Origin of the sequence: Halobacillus massiliensis, assembly GCF_900166625.1 — a bacterium.
GTDB lineage: Bacteria > Bacillota > Bacilli > Bacillales > Halobacillaceae > Halobacillus_A > Halobacillus_A massiliensis.
On record NZ_LT800499.1, the window covers coordinates 1,608,429 to 1,627,346 of the forward strand.

An 18,918-nucleotide genomic window follows, 5' to 3' on the forward strand; every position below is an offset into this window, starting at 1 on the left:
TTCACTTGTTCCGTTTACATTGATAAAGAGAGGCGGGCCGGGGGAAACAACTCGCTTTCCATGGGCGAACGGTGAGCTTCCTCGGGCTTTTAGCCCCCCGGGATCTCCCCTGTTCTATCTTCCCATAGGAGTTTCACCATTTCCCCCGGCCCTTTATGTTCTTTAGGAGTAACGGAACAGTGGAATAGTGAGGACAGATACGATAGAAAGTTGAAGGGATTTCACTTTCCGTTTACATTGATAAAGAGAGGCGGGCCAGGGGAAACAACTCGCTTTCCATGGGCGAACGGTGAGCTTCCTCGGGCTTCTAGCCCTCCGGGATCTCCCCCTGTTCTATCCTCCCATAGGAGTCTCGCCGTTTCCCCCGGCCCTTTACGTTCTTTTGAGTAACGGAACATCTCTTTCTCTTTCACCATTGAGAAAAAATGAAGCAATGACCAGGCTCCTGAAGGGAGATAGAGCCAAGGGGAGATCCGCGAGTGTAACGAGCTAGCTCACCGGCTCTCCGCTTAAAAGCGAGCTATTACCCAGCCACTTTTCCTTACGCATGAAGCCCTTTTTTTCCCAATTTAGAAAAGAAAACTTCTTTAATCAATTAACTTTAACCCGACAGCAGCGGAGATAATCATCAAAATACATACGACCCGCCGCCATTCCTTCGGTTCTTCAAAAAAGACCATTCCCAGAAGTGCTCCCCCTGCTGCTCCAATACCTGTCCATATAGCATATGCCGTTCCCATTGCGATACTTTCCATTGCCAGTGATAAAAATACAAAGCTTAAACCGAAAGATGCGGCTAACCCGGCAGCCGTGTAAACTGATCTTCTTTTATGAAAAATATTAATCATCATGACACCAGACATTTCAAATAAACCAGCGGCGATTAAATAGATCCAGCTCATGCAGATCTTCCTTCCTTTTTAGACTCTGAGGGTGTTAACATTTTTAAACCGATTACTCCGGCCAGCAGAATTAAAATAAGTCCAACCTTGGAAAATAAAAGAGGTTCATTAAACATAAATATTTCTGCCATCACCGTTCCGGCAGTTCCAAGACCTGTGAAAACAGCGTATGCCGTACCGACAGGAAGTTTTTTTCCGGACTGTATAAGCAAATAAAAGCTAACAATAATGGCAAAAACCGTTCCGGCCCAATGCATAGGGTTTTCGGCGTGTTTTAATCCGACTACCCACCCAACTTCAAAGGCGGTAGCCACTACCAGCTTAATCCATTCTTTAATCACAATATTTCCCCCTCCATAAAAAAAGAGGTATCTGTAGATGTCATCAGATACCTCCCGGGCTTTTATCCCTCCGTGTTATAGCAGAAGTGCTATATGTTTTCTCTCGGTCCAGTCCCGTGTCCTTTACGGCGGAACCCTAGAAAACGATTATGAAATTACAGGTAGTATAGAATAAGAAATTTTAAATGGCAAACTATAAACTATCTGAAGCAAAAGGAGGTTTTTATTTTGGGTAGAGATGAACACAAGCATAATAACCCCAGGAAGAAAAACAAATTGTCCCAAACTCCTCAACTTGAGATAAGTGATGGGATCGATGTAGAATTTTCCCAGGATATGGCTGATCACGATGATATTGAAGCAATGAAAAGAGCTGAAGCAGCAGATCGCCGTGCTAATCACGAGAACAAGAGAAAGCGATAATTTGAAAAGCAGCCGATTACGGCTGCTTTTTTGTATGTACAGGACTTAGCTTCAAATGCAGTCTTTGATTTTCCGCTTTTTGATTTCATCCCGTAATATAGGATAAATTTAAATAATGTGCTATACGGTTTATGGCTTTCTAAATTGAAGTTTAACGACTTTCTTTTCCGGAAACATAATAATTAAGAAGAATTAGTAAAGGAGTAGATATAGCTTATGGATTTAAATAAAGAACTAAAGAAACTAGATAACATCCACTTAGAAAAACCTCAAAAGGTATTTACAATGTATTTGAATACAGATCCATCAGACCCAGATCAGCAAGGTGGAGAATGGAAAATTCAATTAAAGAACGGTTTAAATAATTTTGAAAACTATTTAAAAGAAGACGGAGATTCCGATGAAAAAAGAAATTTTTGGAATGTCCGTGAAAAAGTTGAGAGCTTCATTGAAGGAAATGAGCAAAATTTCGGAAAATGTGCTGTTGTTTTTGCAACTGGAGATGATACAGTCTGGTTCGCTGAGAGATTCCAAATGCCTGTAAAAACGGAATTTTACTGGGAAGAATCACCAGTGCTTGATCAATTGAAAGAAATGCAGGAAAAATTCCCGAAAACAGGAATTATTTTAACCCAGAAAAATCAAATCAAAGCAATTGATGCGAACCTTGGCACCATTAATGACTCCCATTTATTTGAGCTTGATTTGAACACAGAAGATTGGAGAGTCTTTAAAGGACCTCAACGCGGGCAGAATAGAGGACAGTCAGGCGGACAAAATACTCAATTTGAGCAGTATAAAGATCGCTTTGACGCAAATCGCTATCGCTGGTACAAAAGTGTCGCTCCTAAATTAGATAAGCTGGCTAAGGACCATGGCTGGCAGCGAATCTATATGGTGGGCGATAAAGAAGAATTAAAAGATTTAGATGATAATATGAACAAAGAAGTTAACAAATACGTGAATAAAAATTTACTGGATCATGAGGAAACTTCTGTCATCGCAGAAGTTGTAACTATATAGAGTTAAATTTTATAAAAAAAGAGATGCCTGGCTCCTGGGTCGGCATCTCTTTTTCTATTTGTTTTTCTTTTTTCACTGTAATAGCCATATTTTACACATTTAATAACGGGCCTCATTGCTTAACAATAAATTGTCCCATATGGTAAAATATTATTTAGTGAAAATATTAGCAGATAGGAGCGAAGCTAAATGTATGTGGTCGATTCTACAGTAATAGTCCCTGAACATAAAGCAGACGATTTAATAGCAATTTATCAAAATCGCTCCAGACTTGTTGATGAAGCAGAGGGTTTTTTAACGTTTCAGTTGTTGCAAAATGATAAGAAACCTGGTGAACTTACCGTTCATATGGAATGGGAAGATAAGAAATCCTATCTTAAATGGGTAAGAAGTGAACAGTTTAAAAAAATTCATGAACTCGAAAAGAGATACCCTGATGAAGAACTACAGGGAATTGTGCCAGTAGTTAAGAAGTTCGAGGTTGTAGCCACATGAATAAAAAAGAAAAAGCCTTACTTGTTGACCATATAGTTGAAGAGATTTATGACGCTTATCCGGATTTGTGGACCCGCTTTGGTCAAAACGGCCGGGAGCGTACAGAAGAGGATAACTATCATCATCTGGATCATTTATATTCAGCTTATGAAATGAACAGCGCATCTTTCTTTCTAGAGTATACAGATTGGCTTTACAATGTCTTGACTTCAAGAAACGTAGGGATTGAACTGATCATCGATAACTATACCCGTTTAATTCGTCATTTGCGCGAAGGGAAATGGGAAGACCCAAACGAGGCAGCAGCGTTTATTAATTATTTGGAGTTAGGCTTAGAAAGACTGGAGAAGCTTTCTCAATAAGAGGTGATTCGTTTGACTCAACATCATATAAAACTGGCTCATTACTTACTTGAAGGTGACGAGGAAGGAGCCATGCAATATATTGAAGAACAGTTCCAGAAATACCCGCGTCTTTATGTATATGAAGACGTTATTACCCCTGCTATGTATTATGTAGGGGAGCTCTGGGAAAAGAATGAGATATCTGTGGCAGATGAACATTTAGCGACAGCAATTTGTGATTTTGTCGTATCCAAATTGGAAGCTAAATTGCCGAGTATAAAAGGGAACCGGCAGAAGGAATTTAAAGTGCTCTTATTCGGTGTGGAAGAAGAACAGCATTATATTGGATTAAAAATGGTCGCAGAGACATTTAAAGAAGAAGGATGGAGAGTCAGATATCTAGGCCCTAACTTAAATGTGGAACATTCACTTAATCAAGTGAGACGTTTTAAGCCGCATGTTATAGGCTTATCGGCGGCTTTATCATACCGTCTTCCCACGCTTAAGAAGCTTGTGAAAGAGTTCCGTACACTAGAGTGGAAGCCATTAATAATGATTGGCGGCAGGATGGCCAGAAAATTTGAACTTGAAGAACTTGAGACGGATCAGGTTATGGTAGTCAAGGATTTAAATAACCTTCATCAATGGTTTAAAGAAGGAAGGGCAGGAATTATCAATGAAACAAGTTGATCGATCTTTTCCTTTGCCTTATTACGTGATAAATAAGAATTTTTTTATTCAATCTTATTCGAGACAGGTCAGTGATTTATGGGGAGATAATCATGAAAATCTTTTGGATATTATGGACGAGGAAAGCATAGACAAAGTTAAAAAATGGGTGGCTCCAGAGCTGCATCAAGCTTCCCTCGAAATATATCTTAAGCCTTTTAATGATGAACTTGATCCTGTGCCCGCAGATATGTACGTAACTTGGAATAATGATTTATATGCAGAAATTATCTTTTTCCTTAAAGATGAAAAGCTGACAAAAGTTACGAAAACTTTGAATAATCTCCGTTCACGGTTAAACGATACGAATTTCGAGCTCCTTGAGGAAAAAGAAAAGCTCGAAGAAGTTATTGATCAGAACAACCGCTTGTCAGCGCCATTTATAGAGCTCACTAGTGACACCGCATTAATTCCATTGTTTGGTAATATTTCAAATGAGAAAATGCTGTCGGTGGAGACCAATTTGTTAATGTCTTCTCAAAAAGAAGAAATGGATCGGTTGTTGTTTGATTTTACTGCAGTCGGTGAGATGGACAGAGAGGGAGTTCATGTGCTCACAAACATGATGACCTCTCTCTTTTATATGGGACTCGATATTATTATTATTGGAATTTCCCCAATGCAGGCAAAACAGCTGCACGAGATGGAAATCCCTTCACAAGTAAGCTTCTTGAATTCTTTGCAGCAGGCAATTGAAAAATACTGTAAGTGAAATAAATAAATTTTAAAAAGCGAACCGTCTGGAAAAACAGGTGGTTCGCTTTTTTGATTAATGCATTTTGTGTTTATTATAGAAAAGTTAAGTTATTTGTACCACTTGTTGTGGAATAGAGGGAATAGAAGGAATTATATAATGGAAAGGAAGATAGATTATGCAATTAACTTTGCAAGTAAACGGAATGACGGGCAATGAATGTGAAAAAAAAGTAAAAGAAGCTTTAACTTTATTAGAAGGCGTATATGGAACACAAATTGATGTAGACAGTGGAAGGGTTGAAGTAACTTATGATGAATCATTTGCTACAAAAGATATGATGAAAGAAGCAGTAAAAGCTCAGGGATATGAGCCGGTCGGTTAAAAGAAGCCCCTTTAGGCTATAGCTTAAAGGGGCTTCTTCTTATTGAATAACATATGGAAGCTGGTTTTTATAACCGGAGAACTGCTGGTAAGAATTTTGCAGCTTCGTCTCATCGGCGGTTTCAAGAGCATACCAGCCATTTTTAAACATGAGATTGTATAGATTTCTCTGACAGTCCTGAGTTTCTTTAAAAATAGTGGCAAGGTCCTGATAGAACTGCTGGTTGCTTGCTTCGTTTAAAGCAACGCTGTAAGCATTCGTCATGTATTTCTCTGTAGAAAGACAATCATTTACGAAATCGCGTTCATTCATTTGAGGTGTCTTTGGAACCGCTGTTTCGGGATTCTGTAGCTTTTGAGATTGGTTCTGCTGCTGCATGCTTCTATTCCTCCTAATTCATAGTTTGGCTGTTATTGTTTAAATAGCTTAATATCTTGTCATAGTGACGTTGATGCATCTGTCCCATCTGATCTAAAGCCTGCTGGACTTCAGGAGTTTGACACTGCTCTGCAAAAAAGTGGGCTTTTTTACACGCGTTTAAGTTCCATGAAAGCATATCAGTGATATACATTTGATCTTTTGAGCTGACCACAGCTGGCGGCTGTTCCATAGGTTGAGATTGCTGCATAGTAATTCCTCCTTCAGTAATTAATCTTTTCCTAGTATGGCCTCATCATTTTTGATTATGAGTGATTTTTTACAAAAAAATTAAAGAGGATATGAATTAATACCCAATTTTATAAAATGATGATAAAATAATAATGATATCGCTTTCAAACATTTATGGATCAAAATATAAAATTAAAACCTTTTTCCTTTTTAACGGCTTTGGGTTCAGGGGGTTCTCTTGCTATGGAACAAATACTTAGGAATTTCTTTTTATTTTTATCAAAAAATAAATTCTTTACTAAATTAGCCAAAAGGTACGGGCTTCGGTTTGGTGCGGGACGCTTTGTAGCCGGCGAAACAATTCAACACGCAGTGGAAACGATAAAAGAACTCAATCACCAGGGGATGAGTGTAACTATTGACCATCTTGGTGAATTTATAGAAAGTGAATCTGAAGCAAAGGCAGCGGCTGAAGAATGTATGGAAGCCATTAGAGCTATATCTTCCCATAATCTTGATTCACAGCTTTCTTTAAAGCTTACTTCCATGGGGCTCGATATTTCCTATGACCTTGCACTAGAGAATATGAGGAATATTTTAAAGGAAGCAGAAGAGAAAAATGTGTTTGTCACTATAGATATGGAGGATTTTGAAAGGTGTCAGACTACGATCAAATTATTTAAGGAGCTTCGTGAAGAGTATGAACACATAGGCACCGTCATTCAGTCTTATCTTTATCGTGCAGCCGAGGATATTGAGGATTTAAACGTATACAATCCGAATCTTCGTTTAGTTAAAGGCGCTTATAAAGAATCGCCAAAAGTTGCGTTTCCTGATAAAAAGGATGTCGATGAAAATTATAAAAAAATTATAAAGATACATTTGCTTAATGGTAATTACACCGCTGTAGCAACACATGATGATACAATGATCGAGTTTACAAAAATCCTTGTGAAAGAACATAATATTCCACTGAATCAATTTGAATTTCAAATGCTTTATGGAATCCGTGTTGAAAGGCAGCAGGAGCTTGTAGAAGAAGGGTATAAGATGCGGGTTTATGTTCCTTACGGAGATGACTGGTATGGGTATTTCATGCGCCGGCTTGCAGAAAGGCCGGCCAACGTGGCGTTTGTATTAAAGGGAATAACGGGAAAATAGTGTTGTAAAGCCTTCAGAACTTTTTTCTGGAGGTTTTTTAATTATATAAGAGACTCAGCCAGGTTTTTAATTGTTGTAAAATACTTTTACAAAATTTTATTTCTGAAAACGATTGCGAAATATCAGAATATATTTTATTATTAAGGCAGATACCATTTTGATGTGAAGTCATTTTTTTTAGGCTTAAAATGAATGAGTATTCATTCAAGTTTTGATAGGGGGAAAAACTATGAACCAAAAAATCAAGCGTGCCGCCGTATTAGGCTCAGGAGTAATGGGAGCGGGAATAGCCGCTCACTTGGCTAATGTCGGTATTCCTACATTGATGCTTGATATGGTCCCACGTGATTTAACCGATAAGGAAAAAAGCAAAGGTCTAAGCATTAATGATAGGTCTGTTAGAAATCGTATTGCTAATGAAAACAAAGAAAAGCTTAAAAAGCAAAAGCCTTCGCCTATAACGAGCAAAGCAAATCTTGATCTCATCGCAACAGGGAATTTTACAGATGATATGGAAAAACTTAAAGATGTAGATTGGGTGATTGAGGTCGTTGTAGAGAATCTGGACATTAAGAAAAAAGTTTTTGCCCAGGTTGACCAGCATCGTAAGAAAGGAAGCATTGTAAGCTCAAATACATCAGGTATATCGGTCGAAGCGATGTGTGAAGATTGCAGTGATGATTTTAAAAAGCATTTCTTAGGCACTCATTTTTTTAATCCACCAAGATATTTAAAATTGCTTGAAGTCATACCAACAAAACAGACGGATCCACAGGTCCTTAAGTTTATAAAACAGTTTGGTGAGGATGTATTAGGCAAGGGAGTGGTGGAAGCAAAGGATACACCGAACTTTATTGCTAATAGAATTGGAACGTATGGACTGCTGGTGACAGTGAGGGAAATGCTGAAAGGCGGTTACAGTGTCGGTGAAGTGGATTCCGTAACCGGACCGATGATTGGACGTCCAAAAAGTGCGACATTCAGGACATTAGATGTTGTAGGGCTGGATACTTTCATTCATGTAGCCAATAACGTATATAACCAGGTCGACGGGGAAGAGAAGAAAGTTTTTGAAATTCCGGACTTTATGAAACAAATGCACGAAAACGGATGGCTCGGTGCCAAGACCGGACAGGGATTTTTCCTTAAGAAGAGAGGGGAAAAGGGCAGTGAAATCCTCCAGCTTAACCCTCAGTCTCTTGAATATGAACAACGGCAGCAGCTAAAAACAAAAGCTGTAGAATTAGCTAAGCAGGAAAAGGGAGCAAAACGTAAATTGAAAGCGCTTATTTCTGCTAAGGGAGATCGTGCCGGAGATTTTGTCTGGTCGATCGTAAAGCCTGTTCTTTTATATTCCGCAGAACTTCTTGGTGAAATAGCTGAAGACATCCCATCAATAGATGAAGCTATGCGCTGGGGCTTTGGCTGGGAAATGGGTCCATTTGAAATTTGGGATGCCCTTGGAGTTAAAACGGCAGCTGAGCGTATGGAAGCAGAAGGAGAAGTGCTGCCTGACTGGGTAAAACAGATGATAAATGAAGGCCATCAGCAATTTTATAAGAAAGATGTTGGGGCTGTACATTATTTCCATAAGGGAGATTATGTCACTTACACATTTAACCCTAAATCCATAAATTTAAAAAGGTTAAAAGAAACAAAGGAAGTCATTAAGAAAAATGCCGGTGCCAGTCTCATTGACTTAGGTGATGGTGTGGCCGGCCTGGAGTTTCATTCACAGAGTAACGCGATCGGGATGGATATCATTCAGATGGTAAACTTTGCACTTGAAGAAGTGGACCGGAACTATGAAGGACTTGTAATTGGAAATCAGGGCAAGAACTTCTGTGTTGGAGCAAACTTAGGAATGATTTTAATGGAAGCCCAAGACTTTAATTTTTTTGAAATTGAAATGGTCGTTAAAAGTTTCCAGGATGCCATGATGAATATAAAGTATGCGGATAAACCTGTAGTGTCTGCGCCATTTGCTATGACACTTGGCGGAGGAGCAGAAGTCTGCCTTCCATCAGCCGCTATTCAAGCTTCCCAGGAAACGTACATGGGCCTTGTAGAAGCAGGAGTTGGATTGATTCCAGGCGGAGGCGGAAACAAAGAACTTTACATCAAGCATTTAAGAAATATTCCGCAGGGGATAGACGTCGACTTGCAGAAGATTACGAACACCGTATTTGAAAAAATAGCCATGGCCAAGGTTTCTACCTCAGCAGATGAAGCCAAGGAAAACGGCTTTCTGGATGAAGGAGATGGAATAAGTGTAAACGGGGATCATTTAATTTTTGATGCCAAACAAAAAGTACTCGGACTTGCACGTTCGGGTTATAAAGCACCAAAACGAACAAAAATTCCCGTGGTAGGAGAACAGGGATATGCAACGATGCTGCTTGGAGCTAAATCACTAGGACTTAGTGGTTATGCAAGTGAACATGACCTTAAAATTGCAGAAAAATTGGCTTTCGTATTAGCCGGCGGTCGAGTAAAAGAAGGAACATTCGTAGATGAACAATATCTATTAGACCTCGAGAGAGAAGCTTTTTTAAGTCTTGTCGGGGAAGGGAAATCCCAGCAGCGCATGCAGCACATGCTGTTAAAAGGTAAGCCTCTGCGCAACTAATATTCATTAAAAGGGGGAAGCAACGTGAAGGAAGCAGTGATAGTATCGGGAGCAAGAACTCCGGTCGGCCGGGCGAAAAAAGGAACGCTTGCCCAGACAAGACCGGACGATTTAGCGGCCGTAACAATTAAAGAAACATTAAAACGAGCCGGCGGTTATGAGGGAAATATTGATGATGTCATTATTGGTTGTGCCATGCCAGAGGCTGAACAAGGAATGAATATGGCAAGAAATATTTGCGGTTTAGCCGGTCTGCATCATAAAGTACCAGCGGTAACGATCAACCGTTATTGTTCTTCCGGTCTTCAAAGTATCGCATACGGAGCGGAAAAAATTATGCTTGGTCATATAGATACCGCTATAACCGGGGGCGCCGAATCTATGAGTTTGATACCTATGGGCGGTCATGTGATTAAGCCGAATATTCAGCTGGTTGAAAATGCACCAGAGTATTATATGTCGATGGGGCATACAGCCGAAGAGGTGGCAAACCGTTTTGAGATTTCCAGAGAAGACCAGGATGCTTTTGCAGCTCAAAGTCATCAGCGAGCTGCCCAGGCTTTAAAGGAAGGGAAATTTAAAGATGAGATTGTCCCTGTAAATGTTGTTCATCGGACAGTCGGCAGTGATAATAAACTAAATGAGAGAGAAGTCACTTTTGAAATGGATGAAGGAGTACGTCATGGCACGACCGTCGATGTATTAGCTAAACTTAAGCCGGCATTTTCCGTAAAAGGATCTGTTACAGCGGGCAATTCCTCGCAGATGAGTGACGGAGCTGCATCTGTACTGCTTATGGACCGTGAAAAGGCTCAAGCTGAAGGTCTGGCCCCATTAGCGAAGTTCCGTTCATTTGCTGTAGCTGGAGTGGAACCTGAGATCATGGGAGTAGGACCCATTGAAGCTGTACCGAAGGCTTTGAAGATGGCGGGCTTGGAGCTGGCAGATATCGGGTTGTTTGAATTAAACGAAGCTTTTGCTTCTCAGTCCCTGAGGGTTATCAGACAGCTTGGACTTGATATGGATAAAGTTAACGTGAACGGAGGCGCAATCGCGCTGGGTCATCCACTCGGTTGTACGGGGACGAAACTAACACTCAGCTTAATTCATGAAATGAAGCGGAGAAATGAACAGTTTGGTGTAGTTACTATGTGTATCGGCGGCGGTATGGGAGCTGCTGGAGTATTTGAACTTTTATAAAAGGAGAGGGAATGAATGAGTGAATTAAAAGAGATGATTAAAGGTGGAGGCTTTCTAGTAGAGGACCTTACGGCAAATGATGTTATTACTCCAGAGGATTTCACAGAAGAGCACCATATGATTGCCAAAACAACCGAGGATTTCGTGCTGGGAGAAGTCGTTCCTAAAATTGATAACCTGGAAAACCATGAATTTGAACATTCTGTAGCTCTGTTGAAAAAAGCTGGAGAACTTGGACTGCTCGGAGCAGATGTCCCTGAACAATACGGGGGACTACAGCTGGATAAAATCAGTTCTTCTCTTATAACCGAAAAATTTTCACGAGCTGGCGGCTTTTCAGTGACTCATGGAGCCCATGTAGGAATTGGTTCACTTCCAATTGTCTTTTTCGGTAATGAGGAACAGAAGCAAAAATATTTACCAAAGCTTGCTACAGGCGAGTTAATCGCAGCATATGCGCTGACAGAGCCAGGCTCAGGATCTGATGCTCTCGGAGCAAAAACCACAGCTAAATTAAATGAAGCAGGCACTCATTATGTATTAAACGGTGAAAAACAGTGGATTACAAACTCAGCTTTTGCCGATGTTTTTGTTGTTTATGCAAAAATCGATGGTGACAAGTTTACTGCCTTTATCGTAGAAAGAAATTTCAACGGAGTCTCTACAGGACCGGAAGAGAAGAAGATGGGGATTAAGAGTTCCTCAACGAGAACATTAGTATTAGAAGATGCTGAGGTTCCCGCGGAAAATGTACTTGGTGAAATTGGCAGAGGCCATGTAATCGCTTTTAATATTTTAAATGTTGGACGTTATAAGCTGGCAATCGGGGGAGTCGGCGGATCTAAACGGGCGATTGAGCTTGCTGCAAAATACGCCAACCAGCGTAAACAGTTTAAAACTCCTATTTCTAGCTTTCCATTAATTCAGGAAAAACTTGCCTCTGTTGCAGTAAACACCTATGCTAATGAAAGTTCTGTGTATCGAACAGTAGGACTGTTTGAACAAAGTATGGGCAAATTAACCGCAGAAGAATTAGAGGATGGCAAGGCTGTCGCAAAAGTTATAGCAGAGTACGCTATTGAGTGTTCCCTAAATAAAGTTTTTGGTACAGAATTACTTGATTTTGCTGTTGACGAAGCGGTTCAAATTCATGGCGGCTATGGTTTTATGCAGGAATATGAAGTGGAAAGAATCTATCGTGATTCCCGTATCAACCGTATCTTCGAAGGCACAAATGAAATTAACCGACTGATTGTTCCAGGAACCCTTCTTAAGAAAGCAATGAAAGGCGAGCTTCCATTGCTGCAGAAGGCACAGGCCCTGCAGGAAGAAATCTTAACAATGATGCCTGAAGAGCCAGGAACTGACGCTCTTGAACAGGAAAAATACCTTCTTAAAAACGCGAAGAAAATCGCTCTTTTAACGGCGGGTCTTGCTGCACAAAAATATGGTGAAAAACTCGAAGGCGAACAGGAGATCTTAGTAAACATTGCTGATATTACTGGCGAGATTTACAATATGGAATCCGCCATTCTGCGTACAGAAAAAGCTATCGGAAAGACAAGCGAAGAAAAAGCCGCCCAAAAGTTACTTTACACAGAGGTATATGTTCAGGAAGCATTTAATCGCATTGAAGCACACGCAAAGGAAACGCTGATTGCTTCCGAATCAGGAGACTCACTAAGAATGATGCTTGGTGCTTTGAGAAAATTAACGAGACACACACCAACAAACGTTATTAAGAAAAAACGTGAAATTGCTAAAACAATCATCGAAAACGAAAGATATACAGTTTAATAAAAAGATAGTAAACCAAAAGGCTTTCCTTAAAGGAAGGCCTTTTTTTACCGTCCATGTCTTTTACCATGTGAAATACCTGTTACAGATATTATGCTCGGAAATTTCCTTCTCTTATTTAGCAAAGAGAAAAGTCTGTGCCGCTTAATGGTGTAAGAGAAACGTGGCGGATAATCGCTCGTTTTCCCACTGTGAGCAGGTGAGTCAGCTCTTTACATTAGTGTGATCTCCCCATGGCTCTATCCCCCCTGCAGGAATCTCGTCATTTCCACTAGCTTCTTCATTTTTGAGAAGTGTAAAGACGGTTCCGTTTACTTTATAAAGAGGATCGAGGATGGGAAATCGCTCGCTTTCCGCGGGTAGCCGGTGAGCTAGCCTGTTCCACTCGCGGATCTCACCACGGCTCTATCTCCCTGCAGGAGTCTCGCCATTTCCCAACCTCTTTACCATTGGTGGTAACGCTGTAGTTACCGTAATCGCTATTAAGGAAATGATCTTTTCTTACTCAATGTTCCGTTACTCTTAATAAACGCGAAGGGCCGGGGGAAACGGCGAGACTCCTATGGGAGAAGAGAACAGGGGGAGATCCCGGAAGGCTTTAGCCTGAGGAAGCTCAGCGTTCGCCCATGGAAAGCGAGTTGTTATTCAGGAAAACGGAACAGGATGCTCCTTTTTGACACAGAACAAGGGTGAGATCCCGGAAGGCTTTAGCCTGAGGAAGCTCAGCGTTCGACTATGAAAAGCGAGTTGTTTCCCCAGGCCCGCTTCTCTAAATTTAGGAAGACGGAACAGGATGCTCCTTTTTGACACAGAACGATGGTGAGATCCCGGAAGGCTTTAGGCAGAAGAAGCTAGCGTACGCCCATGAAAACCGAGTCGTTTCCCTTAGCCTTGTTCTCCTTATTTACAAGGGTTCTCCTTTTTTTGTTGAATTCCTATTATAAATGCTAATATATCGGATAGTATGATAAAATAGGAATCAAATAAATAAGAGGGGGGAATATAAGAATGCCATTAACCTTTTATTGGTATCCAAACTGCGGAACATGTAAGAAAGCCAAAAAGTGGCTTAATGATCATGAAGTGTCTTATGAAGCTGTACATATCGTTGAGGATACACCGGGTAAGGATAAACTCGCTGAATTGATTGGGAAAAGTGACCAGCCTGCACGGAAGTTTTTCAATACAAGCGGGAAAAAATACAGAGAATTAAACTTAAAAGAAAAACTGCCATCTGCTTCTGAAGATGAGATGATTCAGTGGCTTTCCGAAGACGGCATGCTTATAAAACGTCCCATTGTAACAGACGGAGAAAACGTGACCGTAGGTTTTAAAGAGGAACAATTCGAGAAAATATGGAATAAGTGAGCAGAACATTGGAAATAAAAGCGAAAAGCTTTTATGTTTATAAATGGGTTTATTTTAGACTAATTTTAATCTGGAGGGGTACTCATGAGTTTACCAAAAGACTTACTGTATTCAGAAGAACATGAATGGGTAAAAAAAGAAGGCGAAAAAGTACGTATAGGTATTACAGATTTCGCACAGTCTGAGCTTGGAGATATCGTTTTTGTAGAGCTTCCTGAAGAAGGGGACACTGTAGAAGCAGATGAACCTTTTGGAAGTGTAGAATCCGTAAAAACTGTTTCAGAACTTTATGCTCCTGTAAGTGGTAAAGTAGTTGAAGTAAATGAGGAATTGGAAGACAGCCCTGAGTTCGTTAATGAGTCGCCATATGAAAAAGCATGGATGATTGTGGTGGAACCTAGTGACTCTTCTGAAATGGACGAGCTTATGTCATCTGAAGATTATGAGGAAATGATTAACGAAGACTAAGCCGCGACAGGTTTCGTTTATGTACATATACATAAATAAATTGCCTGTGTTAAATCTTGATACTCATTAATGACAGGCCGTGCTGCTTATACAGCATGGTCTGTTTCTCTATAGTAGGTGACTCTAATGATGGATGATCGTATTCTAATAGTTGAAGGTATTACAGACAAGAAACAAATTAACAAAATTCTTAAAGATCCTGTTGAAATTTTATGTACACATGGAACTTTAGGAATTGAAAGAATGGAAGAGCTGATCTTAGATAATAATCTTGATCATAGACCTGTTTTCATTTTAGTTGATGAAGATTATTCGGGGAATAAACTGCGTAAGCAGCTTTCTGCTGAACTGCCTCATGCCGAACAAATCTATATTGATAAAACGTTCAGAGAGGTGGCAGCCACTCCAGAGCCGGAATTAGCCAGAGTTCTATTAAAACACCGATTCAATATTAAACCCATTTATTTAATATAAAATAGGAGGATATGTTTTGCGTGACTTTCAACATAGGAATGTAACGGAACAGCTTCAAAACGAAGGAGTCGCTTTCACATATATTTTTACTCCTTTTTGCGGAACATGTCATTTAGCACGCCGAATTCTTGAAACTGTCGAAAAAACGATGAAAGATGAAGTGTTTTTTCAGATGAACGCTTCTCTTCACCCTGAATTTATGCAGGAGTATAAAGTGAAAAGCGTGCCATGTCTTCTAATTACTGACAAAGCAGAACAAATTGAAACAGTTTATGCCTTCCACTCTGTTCCTCACATGTATGAGAAGGTACAGCAATATTGGTAGGAATTTTTCTGGAAAAGCATCACTTTCCTCCTTATAAATTTTAATAAATAAGCTGTGTCAAACGGCCTCCCCCATAGATTCTCAGGGGAGTGCCTCAGACACAGCTTATTTATTTTAATATATAGAGAGAAGTAATGCGCAGTGAAAGAATTAAATAAGAGATCCTAAAGCTCTTACTATCTCAAAAAACTCTGCCTGATCACTAAATTGAAAAGCCAGTTCTCCTTTTTGATTAACGATTATAGTGGAGGGAACACCCTCCGCTTTATACATATCATAGACGTTTGTTTCTCTGTCTGTTAAAGTCGGCTGTGTTAAAAATTTTTCGTAGTATTTCTTTGCATCTTCTATGTTTCTTTCCCTGCCTGTGACATTAATCGTAATCATTTTTACTTTAGAGTGGTCCATTGTCTGATATAATTGTTCTTTTTTTGGAAGATCAACTCCGCAGTCCGGACACCATGAAGCCCAGAAGGTTAACATAATAATTTTATCTTTATACTTAGAAAGGGTAAAGGTCTCCTCAGAATCTATATAGGGGAGTGTGAAATCAGGAGCTTGCTTCATTTTTGTTCACCTCAGCTTTATAGTTGACGCCTTATTGTAACCATGCTAACATAAATTCTGCTTTCATAAAGAAGGTTTACTTTCGATCAATTCATTCCATTTACATTTTTGTTGACAGTTTATAAATGATAGTGCTACACTCCTTTATGGTACTTAAGTCCGTTAAAGAGATAATTAAATAAAGGAATACTCTTATCCAGAGAGGCGGAGGGACTGGCCCGACGATGCCCGGCAACCATCAGACTTATTTTTTATAATAAGCTGAAGTGGTGCCAATTCCTGCAAAGTGAAAACTTTGACAGATGAGAGAACAGATGAAATTGATTACGCTTTTCTGTTCTTATGCAGAAAAGCGTTTTTTTAATAGGGAGAGTGACACCATGATTTCGATAAAAGGTTTATCTAAAGTTTTTAAAACAAAAGACCGTGATGTAAAAGCGGTCGACCACATGGATTTATCGGTTGATAAAGGCGAAATTTTTGGAGTGATTGGATACAGCGGGGCTGGAAAAAGCACGTTTATACGATTGTTAAACCGGCTGGAGGAACCGACAGAAGGTACTATACAAATTAATGATCAAAATATCATTGATCTAAGTAAGAACGATCTGCGTGTAGCCCGCCAGAATATTGGAATGATCTTTCAGCACTTTAACCTTTTATGGTCGCGCACCGTTTTTGATAATATTGCTTTTCCATTAGAAATTGCTGGAGTTCCTAAAGAAGAACGGCTAAAAAGAGTGAACGAATTAATTGATCTCGTCGGATTAAGCGGCAGAGGAAAGTCATATCCGTCTCAATTAAGCGGAGGTCAGAAGCAGAGAGTGGGGATTGCCCGGGCTTTGGCTAATAACCCGCAGGTATTGCTTTGTGATGAGGCAACCTCTGCACTGGACCCTGAGACAACCGATTCGATTCTCGATTTATTAGTAGATATTAATGAAAAACTTGGTCTTACCATTATTCTTATTACACATGAAATGCACGTCATTCGAAAGATCTGCCACCGTGTAGCCGTCATGGAGAGCGGGAAGGTCGTTGAATCTGGGGATGTGCTGGATGTCTTTCTTCATCCGAAAGAGAAGGTAACGAAAAAATTCGTGGATCAAGTGATGGGAGATCCAGATAGAGAAGATTCCCTGAATCTTATTCAGGAAACATACAGAAGCGGGGAAATCCTTCAGCTTCACTTTGTAGGTGAAAATACGAATCAGGCACTCATAAGTGACATATCAAGAAAGTTCCCTGTGGATGTTAATATCCTGCACGGGAAAATTACGCAGACACAAAAAGGAGCCTACGGAACCATGCTTGTTCAACTCGTAGGTGAAGAAGCAGAGGTCAGCCGTGCGATTGATTATATACGTACGACATCCGTAGAAGTGGAGGTGAGCCCAAATGTTTAATGAGCTGTTTCCTAACGTAAAGGTAGAAGATATCATTGAAGCCACTTATGAAACGTTGTATATGACAATAATCTCTGTAGCAGGAACCTTTATCATCGGGCTGCTGTTAGGACTTCTCCTTTATCTGTCAGCACCTGGCGGAATCTGGCAAAACAAAACATTGAATTGGATCACATCATCGTTAGTTAATATTTTTAGAGCAATTCCATTTATCATTCTAATTTTGCTTTTGTTCCCTTTTACTGACTTCTTAATTGGGACCATCCGAGGCCCGGAAGCTGCATTGCCGGCACTGATTATCGGAGGCGCTCCATTTTATGCCCGGCTTGTAGAAATAGCATTAAAAGAAGTGGATAAAGGAGTTATTGAAGCGGCAAAAGCTATGGGGGCTAAATATAGAACTATTATTTTCAAAGTTCTGCTCCCTGAATCTATGCCTGCACTGATTTCAGGAATTACAGTAACAGCCATAGCCTTGATAGGATATACCGCCGTTGCCGGTGTTATCGGTGCCGGAGGCTTAGGAGACTTTGCGTACTTCTTTGGATTCCAGAGAAGAAGTTTTGATGTGGTTGCCATATGTACCATTTTAATAGTGATTATCGTATTTATTTTCCAGTTCATTGGAGATGTGACCTCCAGGAAGCTGGATAAAAGATAAAGTAATAAAATTTAGGAGGAAGAACAAATGAAAAAGCTATTAACAGGATCTATTTTCGCTTTACTGCTGGTTTTCTTAGCAGCTTGCGGGTCTTCAGATGAATCATCAGAGGAAGGACCAGGAGATGAAATTACAGTAGGGGCTTCAAGTACACCTCATGCTGAAATATTAGAAGAAGCAAAACCGCTGCTTGAAGAAGAAGGCATAACGTTGAATATTGAACAGTATCAGGACTATATTCTGCCTAACCAGGACTTGAGTGATGGAAATATTGATGCGAACTACTTTCAGCATATTCCTTATTTAGAAGATCAAATGGCTCAAAATGAAGAGTATGACTTCGTTAATCTTGGCGGGATTCACATAGAACCGATGGGGATTTATTCAAAAGATTTTAAAAGTATCGAGGAAGTGAAGGACGGGACTACAGTACTGATGAGTAATTCAGTCGCAGATCACGGTCGTATTCTTTCCTTACTGGAAAGAGAAGGATTAATTAAGCTGGATGAAGAGGTAGAGAAGGTAGAAGCTACTGTGGAAGATATCGTAGAAAACCCGAAAAACTTAGAATTTGAAACAGGTATTGACGCGGCACTGCTTCCAGAAAATTATCAGCGCGAAGATAACGTCCTTGTAGCCATTAATACGAATTACGCGATTGATGCCGGACTTAATCCAAGTGAGGATGCTTTAATTCTTGAGGATTCTGAGTCTCCTTATGTCAATGTAATTGCAGCAAAAAGCGAACATGAAGACAATGAGTCTTTAAACAAGCTAGTTGAAGTACTGCGCTCCGAAGAAATCCAGACATTTATTGAAGAAGAATATAATGGTGCTGTTGTACCTGTAAGTGAATAAGTTTTTGAATGAAATGCGTAATGCGGTTGATACTAAACCCATTACGCATTTTTTATAAA

General features: G+C 40.0%; 23 protein-coding genes and 2 riboswitches. Of the genes, 18 read left to right on the forward strand and 5 right to left on the reverse strand.

What is annotated here, in order from left to right; all coding sequences use genetic code 11:
• Positions 1 to 587: 587 nt before the first annotated feature.
• Together B7E06_RS07910 and B7E06_RS07915 are read right to left on the reverse strand one after the other, a co-directional pair.
• On the reverse strand, positions 588 to 902 hold the full coding sequence (locus B7E06_RS07910; RefSeq protein ID WP_082233462.1) for a DMT family transporter: 315 nt from the start codon (positions 900 to 902) through the stop codon (positions 588 to 590).
• On the reverse strand, positions 899 to 1,243 hold the full coding sequence (locus B7E06_RS07915; protein ID WP_082233463.1) for a DMT family transporter: 345 nt from the start codon (positions 1,241 to 1,243) through the stop codon (positions 899 to 901). The genes B7E06_RS07910 and B7E06_RS07915 overlap by 4 nt, the downstream gene beginning before the upstream one ends.
• Before the next feature lie 49 nt (positions 1,244 to 1,292).
• Positions 1,293 to 1,394, reverse strand: a riboswitch (guanidine-I (ykkC/yxkD leader).
• 77 nt (positions 1,395 to 1,471) lie between these two features.
• On the opposite strand from B7E06_RS07915, the gene B7E06_RS07920 reads away from it, so the two are divergent.
• From B7E06_RS07920 to B7E06_RS07950, 7 genes are all read left to right on the forward strand, one after another.
• Complete coding sequence (locus B7E06_RS07920; protein WP_082233464.1) at positions 1,472 to 1,666, forward strand: YfhD family protein; 195 nt, start codon at positions 1,472 to 1,474, stop codon at positions 1,664 to 1,666.
• 216 nt (positions 1,667 to 1,882) lie between these two features.
• Positions 1,883 to 2,689: a VLRF1 family aeRF1-type release factor gene (locus B7E06_RS07925; protein WP_082233465.1), complete on the forward strand. Its 807-nt coding sequence runs from the start codon at positions 1,883 to 1,885 to the stop codon at positions 2,687 to 2,689.
• A 189-nt stretch (positions 2,690 to 2,878) separates the two neighbouring features.
• Complete coding sequence (locus B7E06_RS07930) at positions 2,879 to 3,184, forward strand: antibiotic biosynthesis monooxygenase family protein (RefSeq protein WP_082233466.1); 306 nt, start codon at positions 2,879 to 2,881, stop codon at positions 3,182 to 3,184.
• The gene (locus tag B7E06_RS07935; protein ID WP_082233467.1) at positions 3,181 to 3,546 is read left to right on the forward strand and encodes a hypothetical protein; all 366 of its coding nucleotides are present in this window, start codon (positions 3,181 to 3,183) and stop codon (positions 3,544 to 3,546) included. Before B7E06_RS07930 ends, B7E06_RS07935 begins: the two co-directional genes overlap by 4 nt.
• Before the next feature lie 3 nt (positions 3,547 to 3,549).
• On the forward strand, positions 3,550 to 4,218 hold the full coding sequence (locus tag B7E06_RS07940) for a cobalamin B12-binding domain-containing protein (protein ID WP_245807702.1): 669 nt from the start codon (positions 3,550 to 3,552) through the stop codon (positions 4,216 to 4,218).
• Positions 4,205 to 4,969: an STAS domain-containing protein gene (locus B7E06_RS07945; protein WP_082233468.1), complete on the forward strand. Its 765-nt coding sequence runs from the start codon at positions 4,205 to 4,207 to the stop codon at positions 4,967 to 4,969. Before B7E06_RS07940 ends, B7E06_RS07945 begins: the two co-directional genes overlap by 14 nt.
• Before the next feature lie 160 nt (positions 4,970 to 5,129).
• Positions 5,130 to 5,336, forward strand: coding sequence for a heavy-metal-associated domain-containing protein (locus B7E06_RS07950; protein ID WP_082233469.1), 207 nt, complete (start codon positions 5,130 to 5,132; stop codon positions 5,334 to 5,336).
• 39 nt (positions 5,337 to 5,375) lie between these two features.
• Here B7E06_RS07950 and B7E06_RS07955 read toward each other — a convergent pair whose 3' ends face one another.
• Together B7E06_RS07955 and B7E06_RS07960 are read right to left on the reverse strand one after the other, a co-directional pair.
• Entirely contained in the window at positions 5,376 to 5,714 is a 339-nt protein-coding gene (locus B7E06_RS07955) for a spore coat protein (RefSeq protein WP_082233470.1), read from the reverse strand.
• A gap of 13 nt (positions 5,715 to 5,727) precedes the next feature.
• Positions 5,728 to 5,964: a hypothetical protein gene (locus B7E06_RS07960; RefSeq protein WP_082233471.1), complete on the reverse strand. Its 237-nt coding sequence runs from the start codon at positions 5,962 to 5,964 to the stop codon at positions 5,728 to 5,730.
• Between the two features lie 224 nt (positions 5,965 to 6,188).
• Between B7E06_RS07960 and B7E06_RS07965 the strand changes: the two genes are divergently transcribed.
• From B7E06_RS07965 to B7E06_RS08000, 8 genes are all read left to right on the forward strand, one after another.
• Positions 6,189 to 7,106 (forward strand): proline dehydrogenase family protein, encoded by a 918-nt coding sequence (locus B7E06_RS07965; RefSeq protein WP_082233472.1) that lies wholly within the window; start codon positions 6,189 to 6,191, stop codon positions 7,104 to 7,106.
• 229 nt (positions 7,107 to 7,335) lie between these two features.
• On the forward strand, positions 7,336 to 9,735 hold the full coding sequence (locus tag B7E06_RS07970) for a 3-hydroxyacyl-CoA dehydrogenase/enoyl-CoA hydratase family protein (protein ID WP_082233473.1): 2,400 nt from the start codon (positions 7,336 to 7,338) through the stop codon (positions 9,733 to 9,735).
• A gap of 24 nt (positions 9,736 to 9,759) precedes the next feature.
• Positions 9,760 to 10,935, forward strand: coding sequence for an acetyl-CoA C-acetyltransferase (locus B7E06_RS07975; protein ID WP_082233474.1), 1,176 nt, complete (start codon positions 9,760 to 9,762; stop codon positions 10,933 to 10,935).
• A gap of 15 nt (positions 10,936 to 10,950) precedes the next feature.
• Positions 10,951 to 12,732 (forward strand): acyl-CoA dehydrogenase family protein, encoded by a 1,782-nt coding sequence (locus tag B7E06_RS07980; RefSeq protein WP_082233475.1) that lies wholly within the window; start codon positions 10,951 to 10,953, stop codon positions 12,730 to 12,732.
• Positions 12,733 to 13,740: 1,008 nt separating this feature from the next.
• Positions 13,741 to 14,100, forward strand: a complete 360-nt coding sequence (locus B7E06_RS07985) for an arsenate reductase family protein (protein ID WP_082233476.1) — start codon at positions 13,741 to 13,743, stop codon at positions 14,098 to 14,100.
• A gap of 84 nt (positions 14,101 to 14,184) precedes the next feature.
• Entirely contained in the window at positions 14,185 to 14,568 is a 384-nt protein-coding gene (gcvH, locus tag B7E06_RS07990; RefSeq protein WP_082233477.1) for a glycine cleavage system protein GcvH, read from the forward strand.
• Between the two features lie 126 nt (positions 14,569 to 14,694).
• Entirely contained in the window at positions 14,695 to 15,042 is a 348-nt protein-coding gene (locus tag B7E06_RS07995) for a toprim domain-containing protein (RefSeq protein WP_082233478.1), read from the forward strand.
• 16 nt (positions 15,043 to 15,058) lie between these two features.
• On the forward strand, positions 15,059 to 15,367 hold the full coding sequence (locus B7E06_RS08000) for a thioredoxin family protein (RefSeq protein ID WP_082233479.1): 309 nt from the start codon (positions 15,059 to 15,061) through the stop codon (positions 15,365 to 15,367).
• Positions 15,368 to 15,517: 150 nt separating this feature from the next.
• On the opposite strand, the gene B7E06_RS08005 is transcribed toward B7E06_RS08000, so the two are convergent.
• Positions 15,518 to 15,934: a TlpA family protein disulfide reductase gene (locus B7E06_RS08005; protein WP_082233480.1), complete on the reverse strand. Its 417-nt coding sequence runs from the start codon at positions 15,932 to 15,934 to the stop codon at positions 15,518 to 15,520.
• A 189-nt stretch (positions 15,935 to 16,123) separates the two neighbouring features.
• Positions 16,124 to 16,243: riboswitch (SAM riboswitch) on the forward strand.
• A gap of 71 nt (positions 16,244 to 16,314) precedes the next feature.
• Here B7E06_RS08005 and B7E06_RS08010 point away from each other — a divergent pair.
• The 3 genes from B7E06_RS08010 to B7E06_RS08020 are packed head-to-tail and all read left to right on the forward strand — an operon-like array spanning position 16,315 to position 18,859.
• A complete protein-coding gene (locus tag B7E06_RS08010; protein ID WP_082235953.1) occupies positions 16,315 to 17,340 on the forward strand; it encodes a methionine ABC transporter ATP-binding protein in 1,026 nt (341 codons plus the stop codon).
• Positions 17,333 to 18,001 (forward strand): methionine ABC transporter permease, encoded by a 669-nt coding sequence (locus tag B7E06_RS08015; RefSeq protein WP_082233481.1) that lies wholly within the window; start codon positions 17,333 to 17,335, stop codon positions 17,999 to 18,001. Before B7E06_RS08010 ends, B7E06_RS08015 begins: the two co-directional genes overlap by 8 nt.
• Before the next feature lie 27 nt (positions 18,002 to 18,028).
• On the forward strand, positions 18,029 to 18,859 hold the full coding sequence (locus tag B7E06_RS08020) for a MetQ/NlpA family ABC transporter substrate-binding protein (protein WP_082233482.1): 831 nt from the start codon (positions 18,029 to 18,031) through the stop codon (positions 18,857 to 18,859).
• Positions 18,860 to 18,918 lie beyond the last annotated feature (59 nt).

Excerpts from the sequence above, each read along its gene's own strand:
- B7E06_RS07955 (WP_082233470.1), bottom strand. The coding sequence starts at position 5,714 with ATGCAGCAGCAGAACCAATCTCAAAAGCTACAGAATCCCGAAACAGCG.
- B7E06_RS07945 (WP_082233468.1), top strand. The coding sequence starts at position 4,205 with ATGAAACAAGTTGATCGATCTTTTCCTTTGCCTTATTACGTGATAAAT.
- B7E06_RS07995 (WP_082233478.1), top strand. The coding sequence starts at position 14,695 with ATGATGGATGATCGTATTCTAATAGTTGAAGGTATTACAGACAAGAAA.
- B7E06_RS07960 (WP_082233471.1), bottom strand. The coding sequence starts at position 5,964 with ATGCAGCAATCTCAACCTATGGAACAGCCGCCAGCTGTGGTCAGCTCA.
- B7E06_RS08005 (WP_082233480.1), bottom strand. The coding sequence starts at position 15,934 with ATGAAGCAAGCTCCTGATTTCACACTCCCCTATATAGATTCTGAGGAG.
- B7E06_RS07950 (WP_082233469.1), top strand. The coding sequence starts at position 5,130 with ATGCAATTAACTTTGCAAGTAAACGGAATGACGGGCAATGAATGTGAA.
- B7E06_RS08020 (WP_082233482.1), top strand. The coding sequence starts at position 18,029 with ATGAAAAAGCTATTAACAGGATCTATTTTCGCTTTACTGCTGGTTTTC.
- B7E06_RS07910 (WP_082233462.1), bottom strand. The coding sequence starts at position 902 with ATGAGCTGGATCTATTTAATCGCCGCTGGTTTATTTGAAATGTCTGGT.
- B7E06_RS07985 (WP_082233476.1), top strand. The coding sequence starts at position 13,741 with ATGCCATTAACCTTTTATTGGTATCCAAACTGCGGAACATGTAAGAAA.
- B7E06_RS08010 (WP_082235953.1), top strand. The coding sequence starts at position 16,315 with ATGATTTCGATAAAAGGTTTATCTAAAGTTTTTAAAACAAAAGACCGT.
- B7E06_RS07965 (WP_082233472.1), top strand. The coding sequence starts at position 6,189 with ATGGAACAAATACTTAGGAATTTCTTTTTATTTTTATCAAAAAATAAA.
- B7E06_RS07980 (WP_082233475.1), top strand. The coding sequence starts at position 10,951 with ATGAGTGAATTAAAAGAGATGATTAAAGGTGGAGGCTTTCTAGTAGAG.
- B7E06_RS07930 (WP_082233466.1), top strand. The coding sequence starts at position 2,879 with ATGTATGTGGTCGATTCTACAGTAATAGTCCCTGAACATAAAGCAGAC.
- B7E06_RS07925 (WP_082233465.1), top strand. The coding sequence starts at position 1,883 with ATGGATTTAAATAAAGAACTAAAGAAACTAGATAACATCCACTTAGAA.
- B7E06_RS07970 (WP_082233473.1), top strand. The coding sequence starts at position 7,336 with ATGAACCAAAAAATCAAGCGTGCCGCCGTATTAGGCTCAGGAGTAATG.
- gcvH (WP_082233477.1), top strand. The coding sequence starts at position 14,185 with ATGAGTTTACCAAAAGACTTACTGTATTCAGAAGAACATGAATGGGTA.
- B7E06_RS08015 (WP_082233481.1), top strand. The coding sequence starts at position 17,333 with ATGTTTAATGAGCTGTTTCCTAACGTAAAGGTAGAAGATATCATTGAA.
- B7E06_RS07935 (WP_082233467.1), top strand. The coding sequence starts at position 3,181 with ATGAATAAAAAAGAAAAAGCCTTACTTGTTGACCATATAGTTGAAGAG.